This is a genomic window from Paenibacillus canaveralius (assembly GCF_047238265.1).
Taxonomy (GTDB): Bacteria; Bacillota; Bacilli; order Paenibacillales; family NBRC-103111; genus Paenibacillus_F.
This window is the reverse complement of the sequence record NZ_JBDFMM010000001.1, coordinates 5,257,417-5,282,697: the sequence shown is the minus strand read 5'-3', so window position 1 is coordinate 5,282,697 and position 25,281 is coordinate 5,257,417. Positions and strand designations below refer to the sequence as shown.

Here is a 25,281-nt window from a genome sequence, read left to right as displayed (position 1 = left end):
TACCTGCGGCTCCACGCCTCCGAGTCCGCTGCGGATTTCGGAGGCGTGACCCGCAGGTTCCGCCGGATCGGGCGCAAAAGGGAGGACAGAGCCGCTTTTTCAAGTAATAGCGGCTCCGTCATCCTCCTGGCGCTCCGTCTCGGCCTCAATCCAGTTCGGCGGGCCAGAGGCCGCCTTCAACTGCGTTTCTACTGCACCTTAAGCGGCAGCGTATAGTAGCCGAACGCTTTGTCCAGCAGAACGGCGGCTTCCTGGCGCAGCAGCGGCTGCTTGGAGCGGAAATCGACCGAGCCGTCCGGTTTAACGGAGGCGCCCGGATCTACGATGCCCTGCGACACCAGAGCGGTGACGGCTTTAACCGCCCATTCGTCGGTCGTTCCGGCCAGCTTAATTTCCGACGCGGGTTCAAGCTGCTTCATGTTCTGGATCATGGCGGCGGCAATCTGCCGGGTGACCGGCGCGTTCCGGTCGAAGCCCGGGATATCGGCGACCATCAATTTTTTGTTGTCTGCGATAGAGTATGCAAAGCCGTACCAGCCGTGGGCTTTCAGAAGCACATCCGCAAATTCACCCTGGGTCATCGTGTTCTGGGGCTGGAACGAATTGCCTGTAGGCGCGCCCATAATTCCCCATGTATTCAAGTTATCGATGTGAGGTTTGTAGGGGCTGTTTTTAGCGACATCATCAAACGGAGTTTTCTCATGCATTTTCTGGGCATCGGAGATGAACTCCATACTGGCCCGGTTCGTGTAATAGTAGTACTCGATCTGCCCGTGGCTGTCTTTTTTGAATGCTAACTTGTTTCCGGACTCGTCTTCGAAAAGAAGCGGATTGATCATTTTCAGGGTATGTTTGCCCGAAGAATTGGTTTCCATGATCAGGTTGCCGTTATCGTAGGAAAATTTCGATTTCAGGAACAGCAGGCGTGTATTCTGGTACATGCCCGTGTACTGCAGCGCCTCTTTTTCATTCAAAGGAAGGTAAGTCGGTTTCTCGGGTTCTTTCTCGGCCGGGAAATAGTGATCCATGAATTCCTCGAACACGTCGATACTCATCATGGAGTCATTGTTATAGGACATGAAAAACCCCGTATTTTTATCCGGGAGCAGAACGATCAGAGACTGGTGTCCTGTCATGCTGCCGCCTTTCATGATCACGTGGTGGCCGTTCATGAGATCCGTAAAATACCCCTCAAAGCCGGCGGTTGTCATGGGCAACGACTTTTCAGAGAAAATCTGATAGTTGTGCATAAGATCGACGCTCTTGGGACTGACGAGCTGTTTGCCGTCGTATTTGCCCTTTTGAAGATGCATGATCATATATTTGGACATATCTTCGGCCGTCGAAATGATACTTCCCTGCGGTCCGTCAGTCGGCGCATGCCCGTCCGTCGGCACGGGCTTGCCGCTCGGATCGTAATGAGCCGCCATTCTCGCAAGCAGCTCGGGTGTAAAGCGGGCGCTGGTGGAAGTCATGCCGAGCGGTTTGAACACCTTTTCCTGCATATATTTGTCATAACGCAGCCCGCTCACGTTCTCAACGGCATGCCCGGCCAGCAGAAAGGCGTAGTTGTCGTAAGTGTAGGCTTCTCCCGGCTTGCGCACAACCGTAGGCATGTGCTCAGCCAGAAAAGGTTTCGTGGGGATATCCTGATAGACGAGATCGGGTCCTACAAAATTCGCTATATCCGGATAATCGATCCCGCTTGTATAGGTGAGAAGATCGAATAACGTGAGCGGCGTTCCCGTTTTGTTGGGCACCTTCAGGCCGCCCAGGTAGGGCTCGATGTCACCCTTCAGTTCCATTTTTCCTTCGTCCACAAGCTGCAGGGCGGCCAGGGCAGTAAACGTTTTGGTGACTGATGCGATCTGGAATACGGTGTCTTTATCGACGGGGATCTTCTTTTCCTTGTCCGCATAGCCGTACCCTTTATTCAACACGACCTTACCGTCTTTGACGACCACGAAACTGGAACCGTTGACGCTGAACTTTTTCATTTTCTCTTCAAATATAGGATCGGCAAACGCTTCAACCTCCTTAGTGTCGACAGGTCCCTGGGGGGCACCTTTATCGGGCTGCGACGCTTCATGCGGTTTGGCGGCAGGCGTGTCCGACGTGCAGGCCGTAAAGATAGAGGAAGACATGACTAGCAGAGCAAGACTTGCGAGGCGCAGCTTTTTTTTCATGGGTTATTCTCCTTTTCGCGTACTGTTTTTGTGTATCCGTTGTGTGATTGAATCAGGCGGGAAGTGTCGAAAGAAATCCGGTGTCTCCTTCCGTGATGTCCCTACTATCGCAGACTGCCCGTCAAATCAGCCAGTGATCTTCCGTCACGAAACGATCATTTACTGTGATGTGAGTGTCATATGACATTTGCTCACTGGCGCACCTGACAGCGGGCGGTTTAGGATGCGGATAGATAAGTCAGCGTGAAACAAAATCACAAAAATCGAACTCGAAAGGACCGGGATTCCCATGAAAAAAGAAATGGTTCAAAGTCTTCAAACTTTTTACTTTTTGCTGCTTACTTTCGTTACAGGAGTGTTTTACTTTTGCTTCTATTTAGTCAGCCTGGTGTTCAGCTTAAGCATGGCCTTTACGTTAATCGGGCTGCCGATGATCACCTACGTTATGCGCAGTACGCGGACGTTTGCCCGTTATGAAAGGATACAAACCAAGATTTATACGGATATTTCCATAGAACCTTACGAGCGGCCGGAGAAAAACGGAAGCTCCGTATGGCAGCAGGCGAAAGAAGAGCTTGCGGACCGGCGCAACTGGACGATCATCGGCTGGCTGATGCTGAAATTCCCGCTCGGCCTGCTTGCCCTTCTATTGGCTTTCTTGTGCTACATTACGCCTGTCATCTTCATTCTGGTTCCGCTTGCGGTTCCTTACCTCGATATCAACGTTGCGGGAGTGGAGATAAACACGTTTGTAAAATCTCTCTTCGTGATGGTCGGGGGCGTTCTGCTCGCTTTCGCAGGCGCAAAACTCGGATGGAGCTCGGCTTTGCTGGCCGGACGCTATACCCGGAATATGTTCAAACGGCTTCACACATAGACAGCCGGGGCTTGCCGTGGCATAGTAAGAACAAGAACGGCCAGGCGTCAAGCCGGGCAGCCAGACAGAGAGGTGACAAAATGTACGATGCGGTCAAGCAGTGGTTTTGGTACGAGTGGGCGCTCTTTATCGTCCGTCTGTTGATTTTTATTTCTACCACGATCACGACCATCCAATTTCAAAATGACTTAAACCTTCCCCTGTGGCTGGTTCTGTGCTGGGAAATCTCCGCCTTCTCGGTTCCATGGATTTTGCTGCAGGTGAATACGACGGCCTATTTGATCCCCGAGCTGATTTTGTCCGGAGGAGTCAGCATCTATTTAGCTTCGTTATTTCCCGAGGCCTATTTGACCTTTCTCGTGCCCGCCGCCCTGATTGCAGCGAACAGTGCGGATAAAACATACCGCTGGACGGGACCGGCCGCCGTTTTGCTGGTGCCGTTCATGATGCATCAATTCTCCGAAGAAGCGAAGCCGCTCTGGGAAATGGCGGTTCAAATCGGGCTGGCTTATGCGATCGGGTACGCGTTCCATCTATTGGTGGTGAATTACCGGCAAAATGAAATCATCCGCAGCCAGAACAGCGTTCTGGAGCAGTACATGTCCCAAGTGGAGCGGATGACTCTGCTTGAAGAACGGAACCGGCTCGCGAAGGATCTTCACGATACGATGGGGCATTCGTACACGTCCCTTATCATGGGGCTTGAAACGCTGCGCCCGGATATCGCGACCGAGGAAGGCGAGAACAAGCTGGAGGCTCTTCTGGCGGTGACCCGCAAAAGCATGGGCGATGTGCGCGACTTTCTGCACGAGATGGGCGCTTCGCAGAAGCTGTCTTCGCTCCGGGAGGAGCTGGAGCGGCTGGGGCGCGAATTCGAGGCCAGCGCCGGGGTGACCGTGCGTCTGCGGGTACTGGGAGAAGAGGAGGCCCTGCCTCAGCAGGCGAAGATGATCTTCTACCGCTGCCTGCAGGAAGCGCTCACGAATGCCGTGAGGCACGGCAGAGCCACGGAAATTCAGGCGGCGCTGCAGTTCGAACCCCGGCAAATCCGGCTGGAAGTGCAGGACAACGGCGAGGGCAGCGAGCTTCTGACGGAAGGCTTCGGCCTGAAGACGATGAAGGAGCGGGCGGCAAGCCTCCAGGGGCAGGTCTCCGTCTATTCGGAGAAGGGGGCGGGGACAACCGTGACCTGTACCCTGCCCCGCCAGGTCGAGCCGGGAGGCGAGACGATCCGTCTGCTGATCGCCGACGACCAGCCATTTATCCGCGAAAGCCTCCGGACGATTCTGGAGGGGCAGAAGGATATGGCCGTTGCGGGGCTTGCCGGAGACGGCGAGCAGGCGGTCGAGCTTTGTGCGGAACTGGAGCCCGATCTCGTGCTGATGGATCTGGATATGCCGAATATGGACGGCACCGCCGCCACCCGGACGATCAAGCAGAAATGGCCGCACGTCAGGGTCGTCATCCTGACGACTTTCCAGGCGCCGGACAAAGCGCTTGAGGTGCTGCGCAGCGGAGCCGACGGCTACTTGTTCAAGTCGATCGAGCCGAAGGAGCTGGCCGAGACGATCCGCCTCGTGCATCGGGGAGGCACGATGATCGCGCAGGATCTCTCAACAAGGCTGTTCGGCGAGCTCGGAGAAACGGCCGAAGCTTCGGTACGGACCGGTGCCTCCGGGACTTCCGAGACACCCGGACTGCCGGAGGCAGCGGCCCCTGCCGGAGCAGGGTATGACCTGACTTCGCGCGAAATCGAGATTTTGCGGATGCTCTCCAAAGGCCTCCGCTACAAATCGATCGCTTCCAAGCTGTATTTGTCGGACGGAACGGTCCGAAATTATGCGTCCACGGTGTACGCCAAGCTCGGCGTCCGCAACCGGGAAGAGGCGGTGGAGAAGGCGGCGGAAGCCGGGCTTCTGTGAGGCCGCCTTCGAACAGGCTTTCGGTTCCTTGAGGAACCGGAAGCCTGTTTCGCTTATCTGCTTACTTGGAATTAAGCTTGTCCGTTAAGCTTGCGGCAATCCGCCCGGGGACGGAAATCTTCTCCGTTACCTGCCCCGCCCTTTAGGTATCCGTTCATACCAACCCGCCTTCGCCCGAATACAGTAACCATAGAGCGAGGAGGCGATTCCAATGCCCGTTAAAAACGGCGGCGACTATATAGATCGGATTAACCGGCACCTTCCCGGCGTATGGATTGCGGGAGAACGGGTGCAGGGACTGATTTCGGAGCATAGAGCTTTCAAGGGACTGATGGCGACTCAAGCTTCGATGTATGATATGCAGCAGGCGGAGGAATGGCGAGCGAAAATGACGTATGTTTCACCTTCGACGGGAGACCCGGTCGGTTTGTCCTTCCTGCAGCCGAAGACGAAGAAAGATCTTGCGCTGCGCAGGCAGATGATGCAGGCGTGGGCTTCGGTCCACCACGGTTTCCTGGGGCGTGCTCCCGATTATATGAACACGGCTATAATGGCATTCGCCGCAGCGGCGGGTCTGATCGGAGAAGAAAATCCCGAATATGCGGATAACTTGAGGCGATATTACGAATACTGCCGGGAAAACGACGTGACGCTCTCGCACGTGTTCATTCAGCCGAAAGCGGCGAGAATGTCCACTTTCCTGCGGACCTTCGAGGAACAAGCCGCCGCCCGGGTAGTCGAGAAGAATAAAGACGGGATCGTGGTCCGGGGCGCGTTCCTGCTGGATACGCAGGGAGCGACGTCGGATGAAATCCTCGTTTTTCCGGCTCCTTTTCCGTATGGAGGCGGCGAGGACAGTCCTTATGCCTTCGCTTTTGCGGTGCCGAGCAATCTGGCCGGCGTGAGTTTCGTATGCAGAGAGAGCTTTGTCGGGGGCGAATCGGCCTACAATTACCCTTTGAGTTCCCGTTTCGAGGAAATGGATACGCTGGTCCTTTTCGAAGACGCGCTCGTGCCGTGGGATCGTGTATTTATATGCGGGAACGAAAGTTTGGCCTGGAAGCTTGTGGATGAAAGCCGGTTCCATACCCACACCGGTGTGCAGATCATGTGCAAAAACATCGCCAAAACGGAATTCATTCTGGGCACTCTCGAAAGGTTGGTCGAAGTGGGAGGCCTCGACAGCCACAGCCATGTAACCGAGAAAGTAACGGAGGTTATCGTGGCTTTGGAGACGCTCAAGGCGTTCCAGCTTGCGGCGGAAAAAGGAGCGTCCAGGGACAAGTGGGGAAGTATGCTGCCCGACCCGAAGCCTCTTCTTGCGGCCAACTCCTATTTTCCGAAAGTGTATCCGCGGTTTGTGGAAATCATCCAGTTGATCGGAGCCAGCGGGCTGATCATGATTCCGGACGAAGCGGATTTCGGCACCGAGATCGGCGGGCAGCTGGATCTTTACTTGAAAGGGATTGACCTGAGCGCCGAAGAAAACGTGAAATTATCCCGGCTTGCGTGGGAGCTTGGCGTCAACGCGTTCGGCGGCAGGCAGGCGGTTTATGAGCGTTTTTTCTTCGGAAGCGCTTCGGTTGTAGACGGACGTTTGTACAATACCTATAAAGAACGGGAAACGCTTGGACGCCGGGTTCAAGACTTCCTGTCGGGGCAGGGATGACGTGAACGGGGAACTTCGGTTCCCTTTCTTTACGTCACTTCCTAATTTTCCTGCCGATAAATATGGATCTATCACAAGCCGGAGTTTTTGCTTTCCGGTCTTTTTTATTTTATATTATTTATAGGTTGATATTTTATCGTTAAAATAAATAAGGTTGCTTTTGTTTGGAAAGCATAACAAGAGAAAGTTCCCCGCCGGGAGAGCTATCTGACATAAGAACATAAGAGGAGGTTACCGGTCATGATTATCATTCACGCGTCCATGCAGCTCCAGCCGGGCAAAGAGGAGGCATTCCTGAAAGAGATTCTTCCGCTTGTGGAAGCTTCGAGAGCGGAGAGCGGCAATGTTTCGTATGATTTGTACAAACATGCGGAGAGGGACAACACTTACACGATGGTGGAAGTCTGGAAAGATCAGCAGGCGGTCGCCAGCCATAATTCCAGCGCCCATTTCACGGCATTCACCGGCAAGGCAGGCGAATTTCTCGCCGCCCCGCTCGATGTGAAGGTTTACGGGGCCGAAGCGGTAAAGTTGTGAGAGCCTGATCGGCTACCAAAAAAAGCCGTCGTCTGTAGCATACAGACAGCGGCTTTTCCTTTAACCGGGGGAAACATTGCGGAGATCCTAAAGATGGATTACTATCGGATTTGTGCACAACCTGTACACATGCACACATTCAACAGCAGACGGCAAAGGGGAATCGCGTCATGTCCGCAAAAGTTATCCACCATATCTGCATCCAGACGAGCTGTTATGAACAATCTCTGGCATTTTACCGGGATGCGCTCGGCTTTGAGGTGGTGCAGGAAACGCCCGGTTTTCATACACGGGGTTATAATTCCTGGCTGCGCCTCGGCGAGTTCTATATCGAGCTGCAAACCGGCAAGGCCGGTGAAGAGCTTCAGCCGGTGAATACGAGTTCGCGGGGAATCGTTCATTTTTGTTTATGGGTCGAGGACCTCGAGGAAGAGGTCCGGAGTTTAAAAGAATCGGGAGCTGAATTCAGGCTCAAAAACGGCCGGGAAATTTATACGGTAGAGAACGGCAAGCTGTGCAAGCTGACGGCGCCCGAAGGGACGATCATCGAACTGAGGGATACGAAAGGAATCTGACCGGTGAAAAAAAGAAAGGCCCGCAGACGGATATTCTGCGGGCCTTTTGCTTTTATAGAGAGCCGCTGACCGGTACGGATAGCGTGCCGCTCTTATTTTACTTCGACGATACGTCCTTCGACCTTCGGATTAACGGTTCCCTGCTTAATCAGGGATTCTTCCACGACGTCGTAAAGCGTGAAGCCCGAGTTGAACACTTTCTTGTCCTTCATCATGGCATAGCCGTCACCGCCGGCCGCGATAAAGTCGTTCGTAGCCAGCTTGTAGGTCTTGTCCGGGTCAACCGGCTCGCCTTTCACTTTCAGCTCCACCACTCTTTCGCCGGCAGGTTTGCTGCGGTTGTAGGTGAACGTCATGCCGCCGATTTGCGGGAAGCGTCCTTCGCCGCTCTCCACTTTGCTTACTCCGTTTTCGAGCGCCGCTTTTAATTCGCTGCCTTTAAGCTCCAGGACGACCAGGGTATTCGGGAACGGGAGCACGTCGTACAGATTTTTCTTCGAGATGTCTCCGGCGTTCACCTGGGTCCGGATACCTCCGCCGTTAATAAGCGCAGCATTGGCTTCCTGTCCGCCGATCGTCTTCGTTTTGGCCAGCATGGCATCGGCGATCAGGTTGCCGAGATTGGTTTCCTTCGCGCGCACGAGGGTGCGTTCCCCGTCGAGCTGAACGTCGGTTTTGGCGATTTTCACATCGAGCTGTCCGTCAACACGGCCGACGATATCTTTGACCAGCTTCGCCATTTCGGCATCGGGCTGCACTTTCTCGTCGTACTCGATCAGGCCGCCGGTAAAGCCGACAAGCTCCTTGTTGTAATAGTACAAGTCCGCGCGGCCCATCGACTTGCCGTATTCCCAGTCCTGTACGATGTAGGTGCCGTTTACGAGCTCGGGCTTCGTCAGCTGGGTGTGGGAGTGGCCGCCGATGATGAGGTCGATGCCGGGCACCGTCTTCGCCATTTCGCGGTCGACTTCGATGCCGTTGTGACAGACGACGATGACGTGATCGACTTTCTTCTTCAGCTCGGGAACAAGCTGCTTCGCTACTTCGACGGGGTCCTTGAACTCCAGCGCTTTCACGTTATCCGGATGAGTCACGATCGGTGTATCCGCGGTTGTAAAGCCGAGAATAGCGAATTTTTTGCCGCCGATTTCGGTATAATGCACCGGCTGGAGCAGCTCCGTGCCGTCTTCTTTTTTAAATACGTTGGAAGAAATAATCGGGTGATCGACCATGCCTTTGAGCTTGAGCAGCTGCTCGTAGCCGAAGTCGAATTCATGGTTGCCCGCCGCCTGCGCGTCGTAATTCAGGTAGTTCAGAAGCGGCACGATGGACTCGCCCTTGAACAGATTGGCGAAGACAGTTCCCTGGAAAGTATCGCCCGCATCCATCAGCATGAAATTAGGGTTTTCCGCCCGCATTTCTTTCACGAGTGTTGCGATTTTGGCATAACCGAACTCTTTGAGCGATTTGTTTTCTTCGATATGTCCGTGAACATCGTTGGTATGTCCGATCGTAATATGTAGAGTGATGGCTTGGCCGAGTGCCTGGAGAAAATCTTTCCGGGATACGGAGTCCGCGCTTGCCGTCAGTTTGACGTCGTAGCCGGCTTTTTTGGCGATTTCGGTAGCGGCTGCGGCGCTTAGTACGGCGTCCGGCTTAGTTACTTCCGCTTCGCTCAGGAGTCCCTGCTTTTTGGCCCAGGACAGGGAAGCAGAGGCCCAGTGGGAAATCGATGCGTCCGCCGTCAGGGAAGCTCCTTTGGAGCGGGCGAGAATAGTTGCAAGCTCCGCCGTGGAAACATGGCGCTCCAATGCCAGGCCGCCGCCTTCGTAGCCTTCGATGATCGCTTTCTTTTGCATCCAGTCGGTATGAGTGATCTGCGGTGCCGTCTGGGCGTAAACGGACGATGCCAGAATGGAAGAAATGATTGCGCTTACAGATATAGCCGAAACAAATTTGCCTTTGAACAAAAGAATTCCCCCTTAACAAAAGTAGACTCATTGTATCATGGGTCTTTCGGGGCAACAATAGAGGTATAGCGAACATAGTTTGTCAATTTGTGCACGGATGCCGCCGTAAACGCTCTCAAAAATGGTATAATGAAGAGAAGTGCTTGTTGAATTTACGCTCATCTTCATTCATTTCCGGCCTGGATTGGATTGATTTTCATAAAAGGATGTTTTATACTCAGGGAGTGAAATGATGTCACTTTTATATTGAACATAATTTCATAATGCGAGGCAGGGAAAAGCTCCAATGGAAGATGAAAAGCTCAGAAAGATTATCGAGGTAGCCAAATTATACTACCAGCTCGACTATAATCAGAACCAGATCGCACAAATGCTCGGCTTGTCCCGTCCGACCGTGTCGCGTCTGCTGCAGCAGGCCAAGACGGAAGGAATCGTGAAAATTCATATCGCGGACCCTTCGGAAGATTGCGAAGCCCTTGCGGTTACCTTGCGGGAGAAGTTCCACTTGAAAAAAGCGGTCGTCGCTTTCGTGCCGACTTACGACGATGAAATCGTCAAGAAATTTATCGGCGAGGCGGCCGCGCAGTACTTGATGACGACGGTCAAAGACAAAGATATTATCGGGGCGTCGTGGGGAACCACGATGTACCAGGTGGCGGCCAACCTTCAGCAGAAGGGGCTGACGGATTCGCGCGTCGTGCAGTTGAACGGGGGCGTGAGCCACGCGGACATTACGATCTCTCCGTCCGAAATCATCTATCTGTTCAGCCGGGCGTTTCATGTCACGCCGTACTTCCTCTACCTGCCGGCTATCGTCGATCACAGTCTGGTCAAGCAGGCGATCCAGTCCGACCGGCATATCCGCCGCGTGCTGGATCTCGGAAAGCTAGCCAACATCGCGATCTTTACGGTGGGACTGCCGGATGCCGAATCCGTGCTGATCCAGTCCAATTACATGACTGAGGAAGATTTGGAGATCATTCAGAGCAGAGCCGTGGGTGACATTTGCTCCCGTTATTTCGACGATAAAGGGCAGATCTGCCATACGAGCCTGAATGACCGCACTATCGGAATCGAGCTGGAAGATTTAAAAGAGAAAGAACAGGCGATTCTCGTAGCCGGCGGAATGGGCAAGGTAAACGCCATTTACGGCGCTCTTCGCGGCGGCTATGCGAATACGCTTATCACCGACCAGATGACGGCCAAAGCGCTCATCGCCAAACATGACGGCGGGCAGACGGCAACAGCCTGACGGCGGGCCTGCAGGATACGCGGCGCGCCCCGGCCGTGCTGTCTTGCACCGCTCAGACCAGGGGGACTTCATGAGATGACACAGACTTCACAGACTAACCATGTATCGCAGGCGGCCGCCTTTATTAAGGACAAGCTGACATTCACGCCGCAGGTCGGCCTTATTCTCGGTTCGGGCCTTGGCGTTCTTGCCGATGAGATCGAGAATCCGGTCGTGATTCCTTATCATGAGATTCCCGGTTTCCCCGTATCGACGGTGGAAGGGCATGCCGGGCAGCTCGTCTGCGGAATGCTCCAGGGCAAGCCGGTTGTCGCCATGCAGGGCCGCTTTCACTATTACGAGGGATACGCCATGAACAAGGTCGTTTTTCCCGTATTCGTCATGAAACGCCTCGGCGTAAAGACGCTTCTGCTGACCAATGCCGCGGGCGGAGTAGACGTAAGCCTGGAGCCGGGGGATCTTATGCTGATTTCCGATCACATCAACCTGATGGCGTCCAATCCGCTGATCGGACCCAATGACGCGGAGCTCGGTCCGCGTTTTCCGGATATGTCGGAGGCTTACTCGAAAAGGCTGCGCGAAGCGGCGCGCGAAACAGCCGGCTCTCTGAACATGAGCCTGAAGGAAGGCGTGTATGCGGGCCTCACGGGCCCGTCCTACGAAACGCCTGCCGAAATCCGCATGGTGCGGGCGCTCGGCGGAGACGCGGTAGGCATGTCCACCGTGCCGGAGGCAGTCGCCGCAAGCTACGCGGGGCTTGAAGTGCTGGGCATCTCCTGCATTTCCAACATGGCCGCGGGCATTCTGGAGCAGCCGCTTTCCCATACGGAAGTCATGGAGACGACCGAGATGGTGCGCGCAAACTTCGTGGCGCTGATTAAAGGTATTATCGGCCGCAGCGACCTGTAGCGTCAGTCCGGCCTCTGCCCGATCCTTCAAGAATCCTGGATATTGCCGTCCAGGGTTCTTTTTTGCGTCCGGAAAAGGGAGGGGAACGTTGGTGAAGAAGGCCGGAATAAATTAGAAAAGAGCGGTGTAAAATAAATTTCATATTAATATTTACATATGTTCAAGTCATCCCTATAATAGGTGTAATGTATTCGGGTTTCACAGATACTAGCCCTGTAATAAAGGGCCTCGATGCTTTACCTTTTTCTACAACTTAGATAAGTCTGGAGAGATGGTTTTGAATACAGCTTATGTGAACGGTCACTTTTTTACGATGGATGAAAGCAGCCGGCAGTACAAAAGCGGAATGATGGTCGTCTGCGGAGACGCGATCGATTATATCGGCGCTCATTCCGGAGAGCGGCTGGCCGCGGCGGACCGGGTTGTCGATCTGGGCGGCAAATGGGTGATGTCCGGCCTCGTCAATGTCCACTCTCATATCGTGATGACCATCCTTCGGGGAATCGGCGACGATATGCTGCTGAAACCGTGGCTGGAGACGAAGATCTGGCCGATGGAAGCCAAGTTTACGCCGGAGATCGCGTCTGTCAGCACCCGGCTCGGCATTCTGGAGATGCTGAAGTCGGGCACGACGACGTTCTCGGATATGTTCAATCCGAACGGCATCGACCTGGACGGCATCATGCAGGAAATTGCCGATACGGGAATCCGCGGCGCATTTTCGCATACGATTTTCAGCCTGGGCACCGAGCGGCAGCAGCGGGATAATATCGCAAGCGCGGAGCGGTTCGCGAGAAAATACCGCACGTTCGCGGACGGACGCCTGACGACGATGGCGGCGCCCCACAGCCCGTATGCGTGTACGCCTGGAGCACTGGAGGAGAGTGCGCGGATCGCGGCCGAGAACGGCCTGATGGTCCACATCCACGTATCGGAGACGGATCTGGAGATCCGCGACATCGAGAGCCGCTACGGCGTGCGTCCCGTGGAGCACCTCCGCCGGCTCGGCGTGTTTGATCAGCCTACGGTGATGGCCCACGGAGTCGTTCTTAACGAGGAAGAGCGTGCGATTCTTCATCAATATGATGTGCGCGTAGCTCATAATCCTATCAGCAACTTGAAGCTGGGATCGGGAGTGGCGGATGTTTCCGCGCTTCTCGAAGCGGGGGTCAAGGTCGGCATCGCCACGGACAGCACCGCCTCCAACAACAATCTCGACATGTTCGAGGAGATGAGGACGGCGGCCCTGCTGCAGAAGGGGATCTACAAAGACGCGAGCAAGCTTCCCGCGGAAACGGTGCTGGCTCTGGCCACGCGCGCCGGTGCCGAGGCTATCGGCATGGGGCATACGGGTTCGCTGGAGGCGGGGAAGAAGGCGGATTTCATCACCATCGATCCGTCGGATAAGCCGCACCTTCAGCCTTTGGAGCAGGCGTTTTCACATCTGCTCTACGCCGCAAGCGGACGTGACGTCTGCGATGTGTATATCGGCGGAGCGGCCGTTGTCCGCGACGGAAGCTGCCTGACGATCGACGAGGAAAAGATTTTGGCGGAGGCCAATCGTCTGCAGGCTGAACTGCAATAATCCGCTGCACGGGCTACGGCTTTTTCATATCAGAAGATCACTAACGATCCGCCGGTTGCGCGTACTTACAGCCGGTATCCGTTATTTTCATAGATTTTATAGAGAAGGTACAATTTACGGTTATATCGGGGCTTAGTCAAGCCCCGGTATGATGGGCGGGTCCGGGGCAGAGTGGAGGAATAGAAATGATTCGGGGTCTTAACCGGTATTTCCAATTGGAGGCTCACGGGACGACGTGGAAAAGAGAAGTGATGGCGGGCCTTACCTCGTTCTTTACGAGTGCGTATATTATGCTCGTCAATCCCCTCATCCTGCAGGATACGGGAATGCCGCTGAGCGCAGGGGTGCTTGCGACAATCGCGGCGACCGTTATCGGCAGTCTGATGATGGCCCTGTGGGCGAATGCGCCCATTATCGTCATCCCCGGGATGGGGCTTAACGCGTTCTTTACCTACACGATCGTCCAGTCGCTCGGGCTTTCCTGGCAGCAGGCGCTCGGGGTTGTCGTCGTGTCGGGTGTCATTTTCCTGCTTGCAAGCGTGTCCTCCTTCGGCAGCAAAATTTTGTCGGCGGTACCCGCCTCGCTGAAGCACGGGATTACCGCGGGAATCGGCCTTATGCTTACGTTTATCGGCCTGCAAAAGGGCGGGATCGTCCGGCCCGATTCCGTTAACTACGTGGCGCTCGGAAACTTTACGAGTCCGGTTACGCTCGCGACGCTTATCGGGCTTGCGGTCACTTTTATGCTGTTCGTCCGCAATATAAAAGGAAGCCTGCTGATCGGAATCGGGTTCACCAGCGTCCTGACGCTCGTACTGGCGGGTAAGGGAGATGCCGCGGGCAAGGCGGTCGATGTCCAGGCCTACGGCCAGGTACTGGGAGCCGCCGATTTCAGTGTAATGCAGATCCCGTTCTGGATCGCGGTCTTTTCCATGACGATGATCGTCCTGTTCGAGAACATGGGACTGCTCAGCGGCATGCTGCCGGACAAGGCAAAGTTCCCGAAAGCATACCGGGTCGTGGCGGTATCCACGATCGTATCCGGCTTCTTCGGGACCAGTCCGACCATCGCTTCGGCCGAAAGCACCTCCGGCATTTCGGAAGGGGGCCGGACAGGCATTCCGCCCCTTGTAACGGCTGTCCTGTTCCTGCTCTCCGCCTTGGCGCTGCCCGTCATCGGTCTCATTCCCGGCAATGCCGTCGCGCCGGTGCTCATTATCATCGGAGCGCTGATGATGATGAGTGTGAAGGACATTCCGTTCAACGATTTCTCGGAATATTTGCCCGCGTTTCTGATCGTGGTATGCATTCCGCTCACGTCCAGCATCGCCGACGGTCTCGCTTTCGGCTTCATCGCGTATCCCCTCTCGAAGGTGGCTATCGGCCAGTGGAGGAAATGTTCGCCTCTGCTTTACGCAATTGCGGCGCTCTTTGTCCTGAACTTTGTGGCCTCTTCTATTTTTGTTCATTAAACGGGGGAGACCGGGCATCGCGAAACGGGAGAATTCTTATCGCGCGGAGCATCCGTCGTGAAAGGCGGCCTCCTGTGACAGGGGGCGGCCACGGAGTATGGAACGGAGCATAGGGGCTTCTAGCTTGCGGACCCGGTTCCCCGGCAGAAGCGCTGCGCCGCTAAGAGCACGGCCCAAAAGCACGCCACAAAAAGCACGCCACAAAAAGCATGCTCCAAAAAGCCTGACGATACTTGAATCGCCAGGCTTTTTTGCATGCGAAGAAGCTTCCGGGAGCGGAACCCGGACCGCCGGGCACAGAGCGCTGCCGACCCCACTCGGTAACCCCGGTCATGCGGCTCTCCGCTAAGCACAGGGAAAAGCTGCGCCCGGTATTCACCCGTCCCGTGCCATGTATAAAAGAGAAGTAAGCCTGCGGGAAGGCCCCACAATAGCTCTTACTTTTGGTACAATAAGGAAGAAAAAGACAGCGCTTTTGAAAACAAGCCCTGTCCGCCCGGTTAAACCGACAACTTCGTATTGGAGATATATAATGGATATTTATGCGATAAACCTGCGTTTGGACGACAAAGAAACCGTGCAGCACGCGGAACGGCTGATGGTCTATCTGTCGGAGGAGAAGCGGGCCAAGGCCCAAAAGTTTTACCGGCAGGAGGACCGCATAAGAGCGGTTGCCGCTGACGCGCTAGCGAGATGGTGCCTGTGCCGGAAACTGCCCGCAGTTAACCTGGAGCTGCGCTTCGGCACGAACGCCTACGGCAAGCCGCACCTGACCGCTCCCCGTACCGGCGTCCATTACAATGTGACGCATTCGGGCTGCTGGGTCGCGGCGGCCGTGTCGGAAGCGGAAGTCGGCATCGACGTGGAACAGATCCACCAGGTGGAGCTGGATATTGCCGAACGATTCTTTTCGGCCGCAGAGAAGCAAGATCTCTTCAGCCTTCCTCCAGAAGAGCGGCTGGATTATTTCTTTGATCTGTGGACGCTCAAAGAGAGCTACATCAAAGCGGTCGGCAAAGGCTTGTCGATCCCGCTGGACTCTTTTTCCATCCGCAAGAGGGGGAACGGCGTGTTCGGGCTGGAGCCGCAGCCGACCCATGTTTTCAGGCAGTATGAGATTGACGGCCCTTACAAATTGTCCGTTTGCTCGACTTTGGATGTTTTTCCGGGTCAGGTCACGTTTCTGCGTCTGGAGGATCTGGTGTTCCAATAGAAAGAGAACCCTCCGGCATGAGGCTTCTCCATAGATAAAATACCGCATAAGCCTCCCATCCCCGCCAAGGAGCGAAAAGCCGCCGGATCTCTTCGAGAGCCGGTTTTTGCGTGCGGTGCAGCAGCTGCTTCAGCGCATTATGAAGCCCGGCGTCCCCGATAGGGAAGGCGGCCGGGTTCCTCAGGCAGCGCATCAGCACGTAATGCGCGGTCCACGGGCCGATGCCGCGTATGGCGAGCAGGGTGCGCTCGGCGTCCTCATAGGAACCGGAGGCGAGGAGTGCTTCTTTGGACAGGGTGCCGCTGTCCATTAGACCTGCCACATGAAGGATATATTCGGCCTTCTTTCCGGTGAACTGGAGCTGCCTCAGCTCTTCCACGGTCACGCCGGCCAGGTCGCCCGGCTTCGGGAACAGCCAGTACGTGCGGTCCTCCCGGACCAGCTTCCTGCCGTAATTCTCCACAAGCCTGCGCTTGAGCGTATAAGCGAACGTCAAATTGATCTGCTGCCCGGCGATTGCCCAGCACAGGGCCTCGAACAGATGCGGCACGCCGATGATGCGGAGCCCGTAATACCCGGAGGCAAGCGGCCCGAGCAGAGGATCGGACTGAGCCATCGCATAGAACGGCGCCATGTCCCGGGCAAGGTCCAGCCATTCCGCCGTGTAGGCCACGGCTTCCCGGACGGCGTCCGGACTGGCGGGCGGGCCCTGCACAAACCGGAGCTGGAGCCTGCCGGGGCACGGATCGCTGATTTCGGCGGGAAGCAGTTCTTTTCCTGCTTCGAGCAGCTTGTAGATGCGGCCGTTTTCCACGCTGTGAAGGCATTCCAGAGGAGAGCGCGTCAGGTACAGGAGCGTTTCCGCGTAGCTGAACGCCGCGGGCGTTTCGATCAGCGCAATTCCCGTGTGTTCGTCAAAACTGAAAACGGGCATGTCCTTTTGCCGTGTAGTCATGGAACCCCTCCAGTCTGAGCAGCTCTTCTTTGACCTGAAGGCCTCCTCTGAAACCGGTAAGCGCCGCATTCTTGCCGATAACGCGGTGGCAGGGCACGATGATGGGGACGGGATTCGCTCCGTTGGCCGTACCGACCGCTCTAACGGCTGCGGGACTGCCTACGCTTGCGGCAATATCGGAATAGCTGCGCGTTTCCCCGAACGGAATTTCGGCAAGAGCTTTCCACACGGAAGTCTGGAAAGCCGTTCCCCGCATATCGAGCGGAACGTCGAACTGCTGCCGGGTCCCTTCGAGATATTCTTTAAGCTGAAGGAGATAGCCGGCCATCCGTTCTTCGTCTTCAATCAGCACGGCGCCGGGAATCTGCCTGGCGGCCCAGCTTTTCAAGGTGTCCAGACTCTCGGTCGGCCACGTAATGCGGCACAATCCCCGGTCTGTGGCGGCTATATATAAAGGCCGGTTCCGGAAAAGGGGATGCACCAGGGCCGCCCAATAAATTTCGGTTGTCGCCGAAAAAGTGTTCATGTTTGTTTGCCTCCTGTTTGTTCCGGTTTGTTTGGCGGCGGTTCTCATCCAGGAGATCCGCCATTACGTTCCCTATATTCATTCGGCGTACAGCCGGCGGTTTTATGAAAAACGGCGGAGAAATGGGAAGCGCTGCGGAAGCCTACCGATGCCGCGATTTCCCCGATGGCTTGTTCACTCCCGGACAACCGCCGCATCGCCTCCTCCATGCGGGTAAGAAGAAGCTGGCGCGAGGGACTGATTCCGGTCGTCCGTTTGAACGTACGCTGCAGATGATAAGGGCTCATGTTCAGCTCGGAAGCAAGCCCGTGCAGCGTCAAATTTTCGCCGTATCGGGTGCGAATCAGACCCAGCACGGTTTCCGCCAGTTCCGCGTCGGGTCCGTGGGGACTCGGGTTCTCCGGCTTGCACCTTTTACAGGGCCGGAACCCGGCTGCCAGTGCTCCTTCGATGCTTTCGTAAACCTTCACGTTTTCGGGCCTCGGAGTCCGGGACCGGCAGGATGGCCTGCAAAATATGCCCGTAGACGTAATGCCCACATAATACTTCCCGTCATGGCGGGTATCTCTGCTTAAAATCGTCTCATAGACGGATTTGAAAATAGCGTCCTCGTTCATCCGTTAACCGCACCTCCTTCTTTACCCATTATAAACTTCAGCCCGGTGCTTGATAATAGGAGTGAAATAGGACAGCAAAAATTCGCTAAGACCCGGAATACACGAGAATATGGAAGCAAAAGGAAGAAGGGGGCCCGCAACGGCAGTGCCGTCCGGTTTTCCTCCGCCCGGCTTTCCTCTATAATGAAGGAAGATTTTGTACAAAAAGGATGGAGGAGATCAGACAATGAAACGCATAGCGGTATTCTGCGGATCGAGCAACGGGGCATCGGAGGTCTACAGGGAAGGGGCCGTCAGGCTTGGGCGCGAGCTCGCGGAGCGGGGCCTCGCCCTCGTGTACGGAGGCGCCAGCGTCGGGCTGATGGGTGCCGTGGCCGATGCGGTTCTGGAAGCCGGCGGCGAAGTCATCGGAGTCATCCCGAAAATGCTGGAAAACCGGGAAATTTCCCATCACGGGCTGACGGAACTGATCGTCGTCGAGTCCATGCATGAGCGCAAAGCGAAGATGGCGGACCTTGCGGACGGATTTGTGGCCCTTCCGGGAGGACCGGGCACACTGGAGGAGTTTGTGGAAATTTACACGTGGGGGCAGCTCGGGCTTCACCGCAAGCCGTTCGGGCTGGTCAATCTCAATCGTTATTACGATCCCCTCGTCGCTCTCTTCGACCGGATGAATCAGGAGCAGTTTATGCAGGACAAATACCGCTCGATGGTTCTGGTGAACGAAGACCCCGCCAAGCTGCTGGAGGAGTTTGCTTCCTATAAAGCTCCGGAAGTCAAAACGTACATAAAAAACGATCAGACCTGAAATTTCAGACATTCTTAGTAAAAGATGACGAAAAGAAGCATACTAGAGTCGCTTACGGTCTTCCTGGTGAAGAAGACTGTAAGGGCTCTTTTTTTATGTTCGGAAAAAGAGCGGAAGAAGCCCCTGAGACACAAAAATGACATGAACATAATTTTATGATGTGTTTTACATATGTTCACGTGTGTGCTATCATGGAGGCATGGAATTCCTACACACACTGTCTTTTTTACAGGGCATGACAACTCATAATCAAGGAGTGTAAACACATGAGCATAGCCGGAATGATCGATCACACGCTGCTTCGCGCAGACGCCACTAAGGCTGAAATCACGAAGCTGACGGAAGAGGCGAAGAAGTACGAATTCGCGTCCGTCTGCGTAAATCCGACCTGGGTCGTTTATGCGGCCGAACAGCTTGCGGGATCGCCCGTGAAAGTTTGTACGGTTATCGGATTCCCTCTGGGTGCCACGACATCTGCCGTGAAAGCGTTTGAAACGAAGGATGCGATCGCAAACGGGGCCGGGGAAGTCGACATGGTCATTAACATCGGCGCCCTGAAAGCCGGGGACGATACGCTGGTGGAAAGCGACATTAGAGCGGTTGTCGAAGCGGCCGCGGGCAAAGCACTGGTTAAAGTCATCATCGAAACCAGCCTTCTTACGGACGAGGAAAAAGTGCGCGCAAGCGAGCTGGCGGTTAAAGCGGGAGCGGACTTCGTGAAGACGTCCACCGGGTTCTCGACGGGCGGAGCGACACCTGCGGATGTAGCGCTGATGCGCAAAACCGTCGGTCCCGACGTAGGCGTCAAAGCATCGGGCGGCGTACGCAGCCTCGAAGACATGAACGGCATGATCGAAGCCGGAGCAACCCGCATCGGGGCGAGCTCGGGCGTGAAAATCATGGAAGGCGGCCAGTCCGCTTCTTCTTACTAAACCCTGACCTTCAAGGAGGACGGATCCATGAAAGACCAGCTGATTCAAGAAGCGATTGAAGCCCGCAAGCAGGCGTATGTGCCTTATTCGGGCTTCCAGGTCGGAGCGGCCGTGCTCACGGGCGGGAAGGTTTACCGGGGATGCAACGTTGAGAATGCATCCTACGGTTTAACCAACTGCGCGGAGCGGACGGCTATTTTCAAAGCGGTTTCGGAAGGCGAAGGCGGACACAAGATTGAAGCTATCGCCATCGTTGCAGACACGGAAGGGCCGGTATCGCCATGCGGCGCTTGCAGGCAGGTTATCGCCGAATTCAGCGACCGGAACACGAAGATTTACTTGACCAATCTTCACGGCAATACCGAAGAATGGACGATCGACCGGCTGCTCCCGGGAGCTTTTCAAGCCGATGATATGGAAAAAAAGTAAAGACGCTTCTGAAACTTCTTTTTGTAAATTGAATGTAAGCGCTTAATAGATTTTCGGGTTTAGAGACCGGCATCCGCATCAAATGTGCTAATGCCGAGCAACCATTGGGGGAAACACTAACATGAAATATTTAGTTGCTATTCTGGGCGTGCTTGTCGTGTTCGGGCTTACTTACGCCGCCAGCAACAACCGTCACAAAATCCGGTACCGTCCGCTGTTCGTCATGATCGCCCTCCAGGTAGTCCTGGCGTTCGCTCTTCTGAATACGAGCGCGGGCGAATTTCTGATCCGCGGCTTCGCGAGTGTATTCGAATCGCTTCTCGCTTACGCGTCGGAGGGGATCAATTTTGTGTTCGGCGGAATCGCGAACGACAAGACGTCTCCGTTTTTCCTGAACGTTCTGCTTCCTATCGTATTCATTTCCGCATTGATCGGGATTTTGCAGTATACTAAAATTTTACCGTTTATCGTGAAATACATCGGTCTGGTGCTCAGCAAGGTCAACGGCATGGGTAAGCTTGAATCTTACAACGCCGTGGCGTCCGCAATTCTGGGCCAATCGGAAGTATTCATCTCGGTGAAGAAGCAAATCGGCCTGCTGCCGAAACACCGTCTGTACACGCTTTGCGCTTCGGCCATGTCCACGGTTTCGATGTCCATCGTCGGAGCTTACATGCAGATGATCGAGCCGAAGTTTGTCGTAACGGCGCTGGTGTTGAACCTGTTCGGCGGTTTTATTATCTCGTCGATTCTCAACCCTTACGTGGTTACGAAGGAAGAAGATATTCTTGAAGTCCAAGAAGAAGAGAAGCAGTCTTTCTTCGAAATGCTGGGGGAATATATTCTCGACGGTTTTAAAGTCGCCATCATCGTGGCGGCCATGCTGATCGGTTTCGTAGCCCTGATCGCCTTGATCAACGGTATTTTCAACGGCATTTTCGGCATTTCGTTCCAGTCTCTGCTCGGGTATATTTTCGCTCCGTTCGCGTTTGTAATGGGCGTGCCCTGGGCCGAAGCGGTCGAAGCCGGAAGCATCATGGCAACCAAGATGGTCTCCAACGAATTCGTCGCCATGCTCGATCTTGCCAAGCATACGACCATGTCCCCGCGGACCGTCGGAATCGTATCGGTGTTCCTCGTTTCGTTCGCGAACTTCTCTTCCATCGGGATCATTGCCGGCGCGGTCAAAGGGCTTCACGAAAAGCAGGGCAACGTTGTCGCCCGTTTTGGTTTAAAATTACTGTATGGAGCTACATTGGTCAGCGTCCTGTCGGCTACGATTGCGGGGCTGTTCCTGTAAGCTGAATAGGAAAGGAAGCGTGAAACATGACTACGTTTAAACGGATTCACCTGATTGTACTGGACTCGGTCGGTATCGGCGAAGCGCCGGACGCCGCTAAATTCGACGACTTTGATGTCGATACCCTGGGACATATCGCCCGGGAGAGGGGCGGCCTCAAGATGCCGAACATGGCTAAGCTGGGCCTCTCCAATATCCGCCTGATCGAAGGTGTGCCTGCGGCGGACAAGCCGCTGGCTTACTTCACGAAGATGCAGGAAGCGTCGAACGGGAAAGATACGATGACCGGGCACTGGGAGATCATGGGGCTGAACATTGAGACTCCTTTCCGTGTGTTTCCGGACGGCTTCCCGGACGAGCTGATCGGCCGCATCGAAGAGAAGACCGGCCGCAAAGTGATCGGCAATAAGCCGGCCAGCGGCACTGAAATCATCGACGAGCTCGGAGAAGAACACGTGAAGACCGGCGCGCTTATCATTTACACGTCCGCGGACTCCGTGCTGCAGATTGCCGCCCACGAAGACGTGGTGCCGCTTAAGGAACTCTACGAAATTTGCGAGTTCTGCCGTGAAATTACGCTTGAAGATCCGTACATGCTGGGCCGCATCATCGCCCGCCCGTTCGTCGGGGAAGCCGGAAGCTTCAAACGGACGGCCAACCGTCACGATTACGCCTTGAAGCCTTTCGGCCGCACGACGATGAACGAGCTGAAAGACAAAGGCTTCGACGTGATCGCACTCGGCAAAATTTCCGACATCTACGATGGCGAAGGCGTTACGAAAGCGGTCCGGACCGTTTCCAACATGGACGGTATGGATAAGCTGGTGGACACGCTCGGGGAGTCCTTCACCGGTCTCAGCTTCCTGAACCTCGTCGACTTCGACGCCCTCTTCGGCCACCGCCGCGATCCGCAAGGATACGGACAAGCGCTGGAGGAGTATGACGCCCGCCTGCCGGAAGTGTTTGCCAAAATGACGGACGAAGATCTGCTGATCGTGACGGCCGACCACGGCAACGATCCGACCTACCGCGGGACGGACCATACGCGCGAATACGTGCCGCTACTCGTTTACTCGCCGCGTTTCGCGGACGGCGGCAAGGAGCTTCCGCTGCGCCGCACGTTCGCCGATATCGGCGCTACCGTAGCGGATAACTTCGGCGTCGCGCTTCCCGCCCACGGCACAAGCTTCCTGGCGGACTTGAAATAAAAGACGGGGGCGATAAGACGCCCCCAACTATCTTTTCTATAACGGAGGTACACGTTCATGAGCGTTCATATTGGTGCAAAACCCGGCGATATCGCCGAAACGATCCTGCTGCCGGGCGATCCGCTGAGAGCGAAGTACATTGCGGAAACTTACTTGTCCGATGTTATCTGCTACAACGAAGTCCGCGGCATGCTGGGCTTCACGGGCACATACCGGGGCAAGCGGGTTTCGGTGCAGGGATCGGGCATGGGAATTCCGTCGATCAGCATCTACGTCAACGAACTGATCAGCCAGTACGGCGTCAAAAACCTGTTACGCGTCGGCACTTGCGGAGCGATGCAGGAGCATGTCCGGGTCCGCGATGTGATCCTGGCCCAGGCGTCCTGCACGGATTCGAGTGCGAACCGCCACGTTTTCGGCGGCTTCGACTACTCCCCGATCGCGAGCTTTCCGCTGCTTAAAGCGGCTTATGAGCGCGGCGTGGAGAAGGGGCTTAAGCTTCATGTCGGCAACATTTTCAGCTCCGACATCTTCTACCGCGACGATAAGACAGTCGTACAGAAGCTGATGGATTACGGCGTGCTCGGTGTTGAGATGGAGACGACCGCACTGTATACCCTGGCGGCCAAGTTCGGCGCGAACGCTCTGACGATTCTGACCGTCAGCGACCACCTTCTGACTGGAGAAGAAACCTCTTCGGAAGAGCGTCAGACTACTTTCAAAGAGATGATGGAAGTGGCTTTGGATACGGCGGTTTCGCTGTAAAAAGCCACAGCTGGGAAGACTTGTGGCACAGGTATTTTGGATATAAAGCAGATACAAGGCAGATACAAGGCAGATATATCAGACAAGACAGTCAAGACGGACAACACAGACAACACAGACAACACAGACAACACAATAGACGGATGACGGATAAACGGGGCACAGATTTGACAGGTACCTCCGTGAACAGGAATTAGTTAAGAGTACTTACTGGTAAAGCGAGGAGAAAAGACGATGAGAATGGTCGATTTGATTGCGAAGAAGCGTGACGGCAAGGAACTGACGACGGAAGAAATCAACTTTATTATCGAAGGCTACACGAAAGGGGATATTCCGGACTATCAGGTCAGCGCACTGGCGATGGCGATCTATTTCAAGGACATGACGGCGCGCGAGCGGGCCGATCTGACGATGGCCATCGTTAACTCCGGCGAAACGATTGATCTGTCTGCCATCGAAGGAGTTAAGGTAGACAAGCACTCCACCGGCGGTGTGGGCGACACGACGACCCTGGTGCTGGCTCCGCTCGTAGCGGCACTCGATATTCCCGTTGCGAAAATGTCCGGACGCGGCCTGGGCCACACCGGCGGCACGATCGACAAGCTGGAAGCGATCGAAGGCTTCCACGTGGAGATTTCCAAGGATGAGTTCGTGAGCCTGGTGAACGAGCACAAAATCGCCGTGATCGGACAGACCGGCAACCTGACGCCTGCCGACAAGAAGCTGTACGCTCTTCGCGACGTAACGGCTACCGTAGATTCCATCGCGCTTATCGCCAGCTCTATCATGAGTAAAAAAATCGCCGCAGGTTCGGACGCTATCGTGCTCGACGTTAAAACGGGCGCAGGCGCGTTTATGAAAACGCCCGAGGACGCGAAAGAACTGGCGCACGCCATGGTCAGCATCGGAAACAACGTGGGCCGCAAGACGATGGCCGTTATTTCCGATATGAGCCAGCCGCTCGGCGCCGCCATCGGCAACGCGCTGGAAGTCCGGGAGGCGATCGATACGCTCCGCGGCCAAGGGCCGAAGGATCTGGAAGATCTCTGCCTCGCCCTGGGAAGACAAATGGTCTTCCTGGCAAACAAAGCTTCTTCTCTGGAAGAAGCGGAAGAGAAGCTGAAGGAAGTTATCCGCAACGGCAAGGCGCTGGAGAAATTCAAGGAATTCATCGCCAACCAGGGCGGGGACGCATCGGTCGTGGACGATCCCGAGAAGCTGCCTAAAGCGAAGTTCCTTATCGAAGTACCGGCGCGCGAAGACGGTGTCGTAGCCGAAATCGTCGCCGATGAAATCGGTACGGCGGCTATGCTGCTCGGAGCCGGACGTGCCACGAAGGAATCGGAAATCGATCTGGCTGTCGGCCTTATGCTGAACAAGAAGATCGGCGAGAACGTTAAATCGGGCGAATCTCTCGTAACGATCCACGCCAACCGTGAGAACGTGGACGATGTGATCGCGATGATTTACGATAACATCCGTATCGCCGACCACGCTGAAGCACCTGTCCTCATTCACGACATCGTGACCGAATAGGACTTGCGCAAAGCCTGGGTTTTATAGCAAGGCTGATA

General features: G+C 55.2%; 22 protein-coding genes. 17 read left to right on the top strand and 5 right to left on the bottom strand.

What is annotated here, in order from left to right; genetic code table 11:
- Positions 1-188: 188 nt before the first annotated feature.
- On the bottom strand, positions 189-2,186 hold the full coding sequence (locus ABC395_RS23765; protein ID WP_413006283.1) for a serine hydrolase domain-containing protein: 1,998 nt from the start codon (positions 2,184-2,186) through the stop codon (positions 189-191).
- Between the two features lie 289 nt (positions 2,187-2,475).
- Between ABC395_RS23765 and ABC395_RS23760 the strand changes: the two genes are divergently transcribed.
- The 5 genes from ABC395_RS23760 (at position 2,476) to ABC395_RS23740 (ending at position 7,766) form a co-directional block, all read left to right on the top strand.
- On the top strand, positions 2,476-3,063 hold the full coding sequence (locus tag ABC395_RS23760) for a sensor domain-containing protein (RefSeq protein WP_413006282.1): 588 nt from the start codon (positions 2,476-2,478) through the stop codon (positions 3,061-3,063).
- 80 nt (positions 3,064-3,143) lie between these two features.
- Positions 3,144-4,985 (top strand): response regulator, encoded by a 1,842-nt coding sequence (locus tag ABC395_RS23755; protein WP_413006281.1) that lies wholly within the window; start codon positions 3,144-3,146, stop codon positions 4,983-4,985.
- Between the two features lie 211 nt (positions 4,986-5,196).
- A complete protein-coding gene (hpaB, locus tag ABC395_RS23750; RefSeq protein WP_413006280.1) occupies positions 5,197-6,654 on the top strand; it encodes a 4-hydroxyphenylacetate 3-monooxygenase, oxygenase component in 1,458 nt (485 codons plus the stop codon).
- A gap of 240 nt (positions 6,655-6,894) precedes the next feature.
- Positions 6,895-7,191 carry a putative quinol monooxygenase gene (locus ABC395_RS23745; RefSeq protein ID WP_413006279.1) on the top strand — a complete coding sequence of 99 codons (297 nt, stop codon included), beginning with the start codon at positions 6,895-6,897 and terminating at the stop codon, positions 7,189-7,191.
- A gap of 170 nt (positions 7,192-7,361) precedes the next feature.
- Complete coding sequence (locus ABC395_RS23740; RefSeq protein ID WP_413006278.1) at positions 7,362-7,766, top strand: VOC family protein; 405 nt, start codon at positions 7,362-7,364, stop codon at positions 7,764-7,766.
- Positions 7,767-7,858: 92 nt separating this feature from the next.
- Here ABC395_RS23740 and ABC395_RS23735 read toward each other — a convergent pair whose 3' ends face one another.
- Positions 7,859-9,736, bottom strand: a complete 1,878-nt coding sequence (locus ABC395_RS23735; protein ID WP_413006277.1) for a bifunctional metallophosphatase/5'-nucleotidase — start codon at positions 9,734-9,736, stop codon at positions 7,859-7,861.
- 286 nt (positions 9,737-10,022) lie between these two features.
- Here ABC395_RS23735 and deoR point away from each other — a divergent pair, with 286 nt between their 5' ends.
- The 5 genes from deoR (at position 10,023) to ABC395_RS23710 (ending at position 16,167) form a co-directional block, all read left to right on the top strand.
- Positions 10,023-10,988 (top strand): DNA-binding transcriptional repressor DeoR, encoded by a 966-nt coding sequence (gene deoR, locus ABC395_RS23730; RefSeq protein WP_413006276.1) that lies wholly within the window; start codon positions 10,023-10,025, stop codon positions 10,986-10,988.
- A gap of 75 nt (positions 10,989-11,063) precedes the next feature.
- Positions 11,064-11,897: a purine-nucleoside phosphorylase gene (locus ABC395_RS23725; protein WP_413006275.1), complete on the top strand. Its 834-nt coding sequence runs from the start codon at positions 11,064-11,066 to the stop codon at positions 11,895-11,897.
- A gap of 271 nt (positions 11,898-12,168) precedes the next feature.
- The gene (locus ABC395_RS23720; protein WP_413006274.1) at positions 12,169-13,482 is read left to right on the top strand and encodes an amidohydrolase family protein; all 1,314 of its coding nucleotides are present in this window, start codon (positions 12,169-12,171) and stop codon (positions 13,480-13,482) included.
- A gap of 185 nt (positions 13,483-13,667) precedes the next feature.
- The gene (locus ABC395_RS23715) at positions 13,668-14,954 is read left to right on the top strand and encodes an NCS2 family permease (RefSeq protein WP_413006273.1); all 1,287 of its coding nucleotides are present in this window, start codon (positions 13,668-13,670) and stop codon (positions 14,952-14,954) included.
- A gap of 532 nt (positions 14,955-15,486) precedes the next feature.
- Entirely contained in the window at positions 15,487-16,167 is a 681-nt protein-coding gene (locus tag ABC395_RS23710; protein WP_413006272.1) for a 4'-phosphopantetheinyl transferase family protein, read from the top strand.
- Here ABC395_RS23710 and ABC395_RS23705 read toward each other — a convergent pair.
- The 3 genes from ABC395_RS23705 to ABC395_RS23695 are packed head-to-tail and all read right to left on the bottom strand — an operon-like array spanning position 16,130 to position 18,265.
- Entirely contained in the window at positions 16,130-17,122 is a 993-nt protein-coding gene (locus ABC395_RS23705) for a DNA-3-methyladenine glycosylase family protein (RefSeq protein ID WP_413006271.1), read from the bottom strand. The two genes, ABC395_RS23710 and ABC395_RS23705, sit on opposite strands and share 38 nt — an antisense overlap.
- Positions 17,082-17,648: a methylated-DNA--[protein]-cysteine S-methyltransferase gene (locus ABC395_RS23700; protein ID WP_413006270.1), complete on the bottom strand. Its 567-nt coding sequence runs from the start codon at positions 17,646-17,648 to the stop codon at positions 17,082-17,084. Before ABC395_RS23700 ends, ABC395_RS23705 begins: the two co-directional genes overlap by 41 nt.
- Before the next feature lie 44 nt (positions 17,649-17,692).
- Positions 17,693-18,265, bottom strand: coding sequence for a bifunctional transcriptional activator/DNA repair enzyme AdaA (locus tag ABC395_RS23695; protein ID WP_413006269.1), 573 nt, complete (start codon positions 18,263-18,265; stop codon positions 17,693-17,695).
- A 226-nt stretch (positions 18,266-18,491) separates the two neighbouring features.
- On the opposite strand from ABC395_RS23695, the gene ABC395_RS23690 reads away from it, so the two are divergent.
- From ABC395_RS23690 to ABC395_RS23660, 7 genes are all read left to right on the top strand, one after another.
- A complete protein-coding gene (locus ABC395_RS23690) occupies positions 18,492-19,073 on the top strand; it encodes an LOG family protein (RefSeq protein ID WP_413006268.1) in 582 nt (193 codons plus the stop codon).
- A 266-nt stretch (positions 19,074-19,339) separates the two neighbouring features.
- The gene (gene deoC / locus ABC395_RS23685; RefSeq protein WP_413006267.1) at positions 19,340-20,005 is read left to right on the top strand and encodes a deoxyribose-phosphate aldolase; all 666 of its coding nucleotides are present in this window, start codon (positions 19,340-19,342) and stop codon (positions 20,003-20,005) included.
- A gap of 27 nt (positions 20,006-20,032) precedes the next feature.
- Positions 20,033-20,434, top strand: a complete 402-nt coding sequence (locus tag ABC395_RS23680) for a cytidine deaminase (protein ID WP_217560980.1) — start codon at positions 20,033-20,035, stop codon at positions 20,432-20,434.
- 121 nt (positions 20,435-20,555) lie between these two features.
- A complete protein-coding gene (locus ABC395_RS23675; RefSeq protein ID WP_103996294.1) occupies positions 20,556-21,734 on the top strand; it encodes a NupC/NupG family nucleoside CNT transporter in 1,179 nt (392 codons plus the stop codon).
- 26 nt (positions 21,735-21,760) lie between these two features.
- Positions 21,761-22,942: a phosphopentomutase gene (gene deoB, locus ABC395_RS23670; RefSeq protein WP_413006266.1), complete on the top strand. Its 1,182-nt coding sequence runs from the start codon at positions 21,761-21,763 to the stop codon at positions 22,940-22,942.
- A 57-nt stretch (positions 22,943-22,999) separates the two neighbouring features.
- Positions 23,000-23,707, top strand: a complete 708-nt coding sequence (deoD, locus tag ABC395_RS23665; protein ID WP_413006265.1) for a purine-nucleoside phosphorylase — start codon at positions 23,000-23,002, stop codon at positions 23,705-23,707.
- Positions 23,708-23,941: 234 nt separating this feature from the next.
- Complete coding sequence (locus tag ABC395_RS23660; protein ID WP_413006264.1) at positions 23,942-25,243, top strand: pyrimidine-nucleoside phosphorylase; 1,302 nt, start codon at positions 23,942-23,944, stop codon at positions 25,241-25,243.
- Positions 25,244-25,281 lie beyond the last annotated feature (38 nt).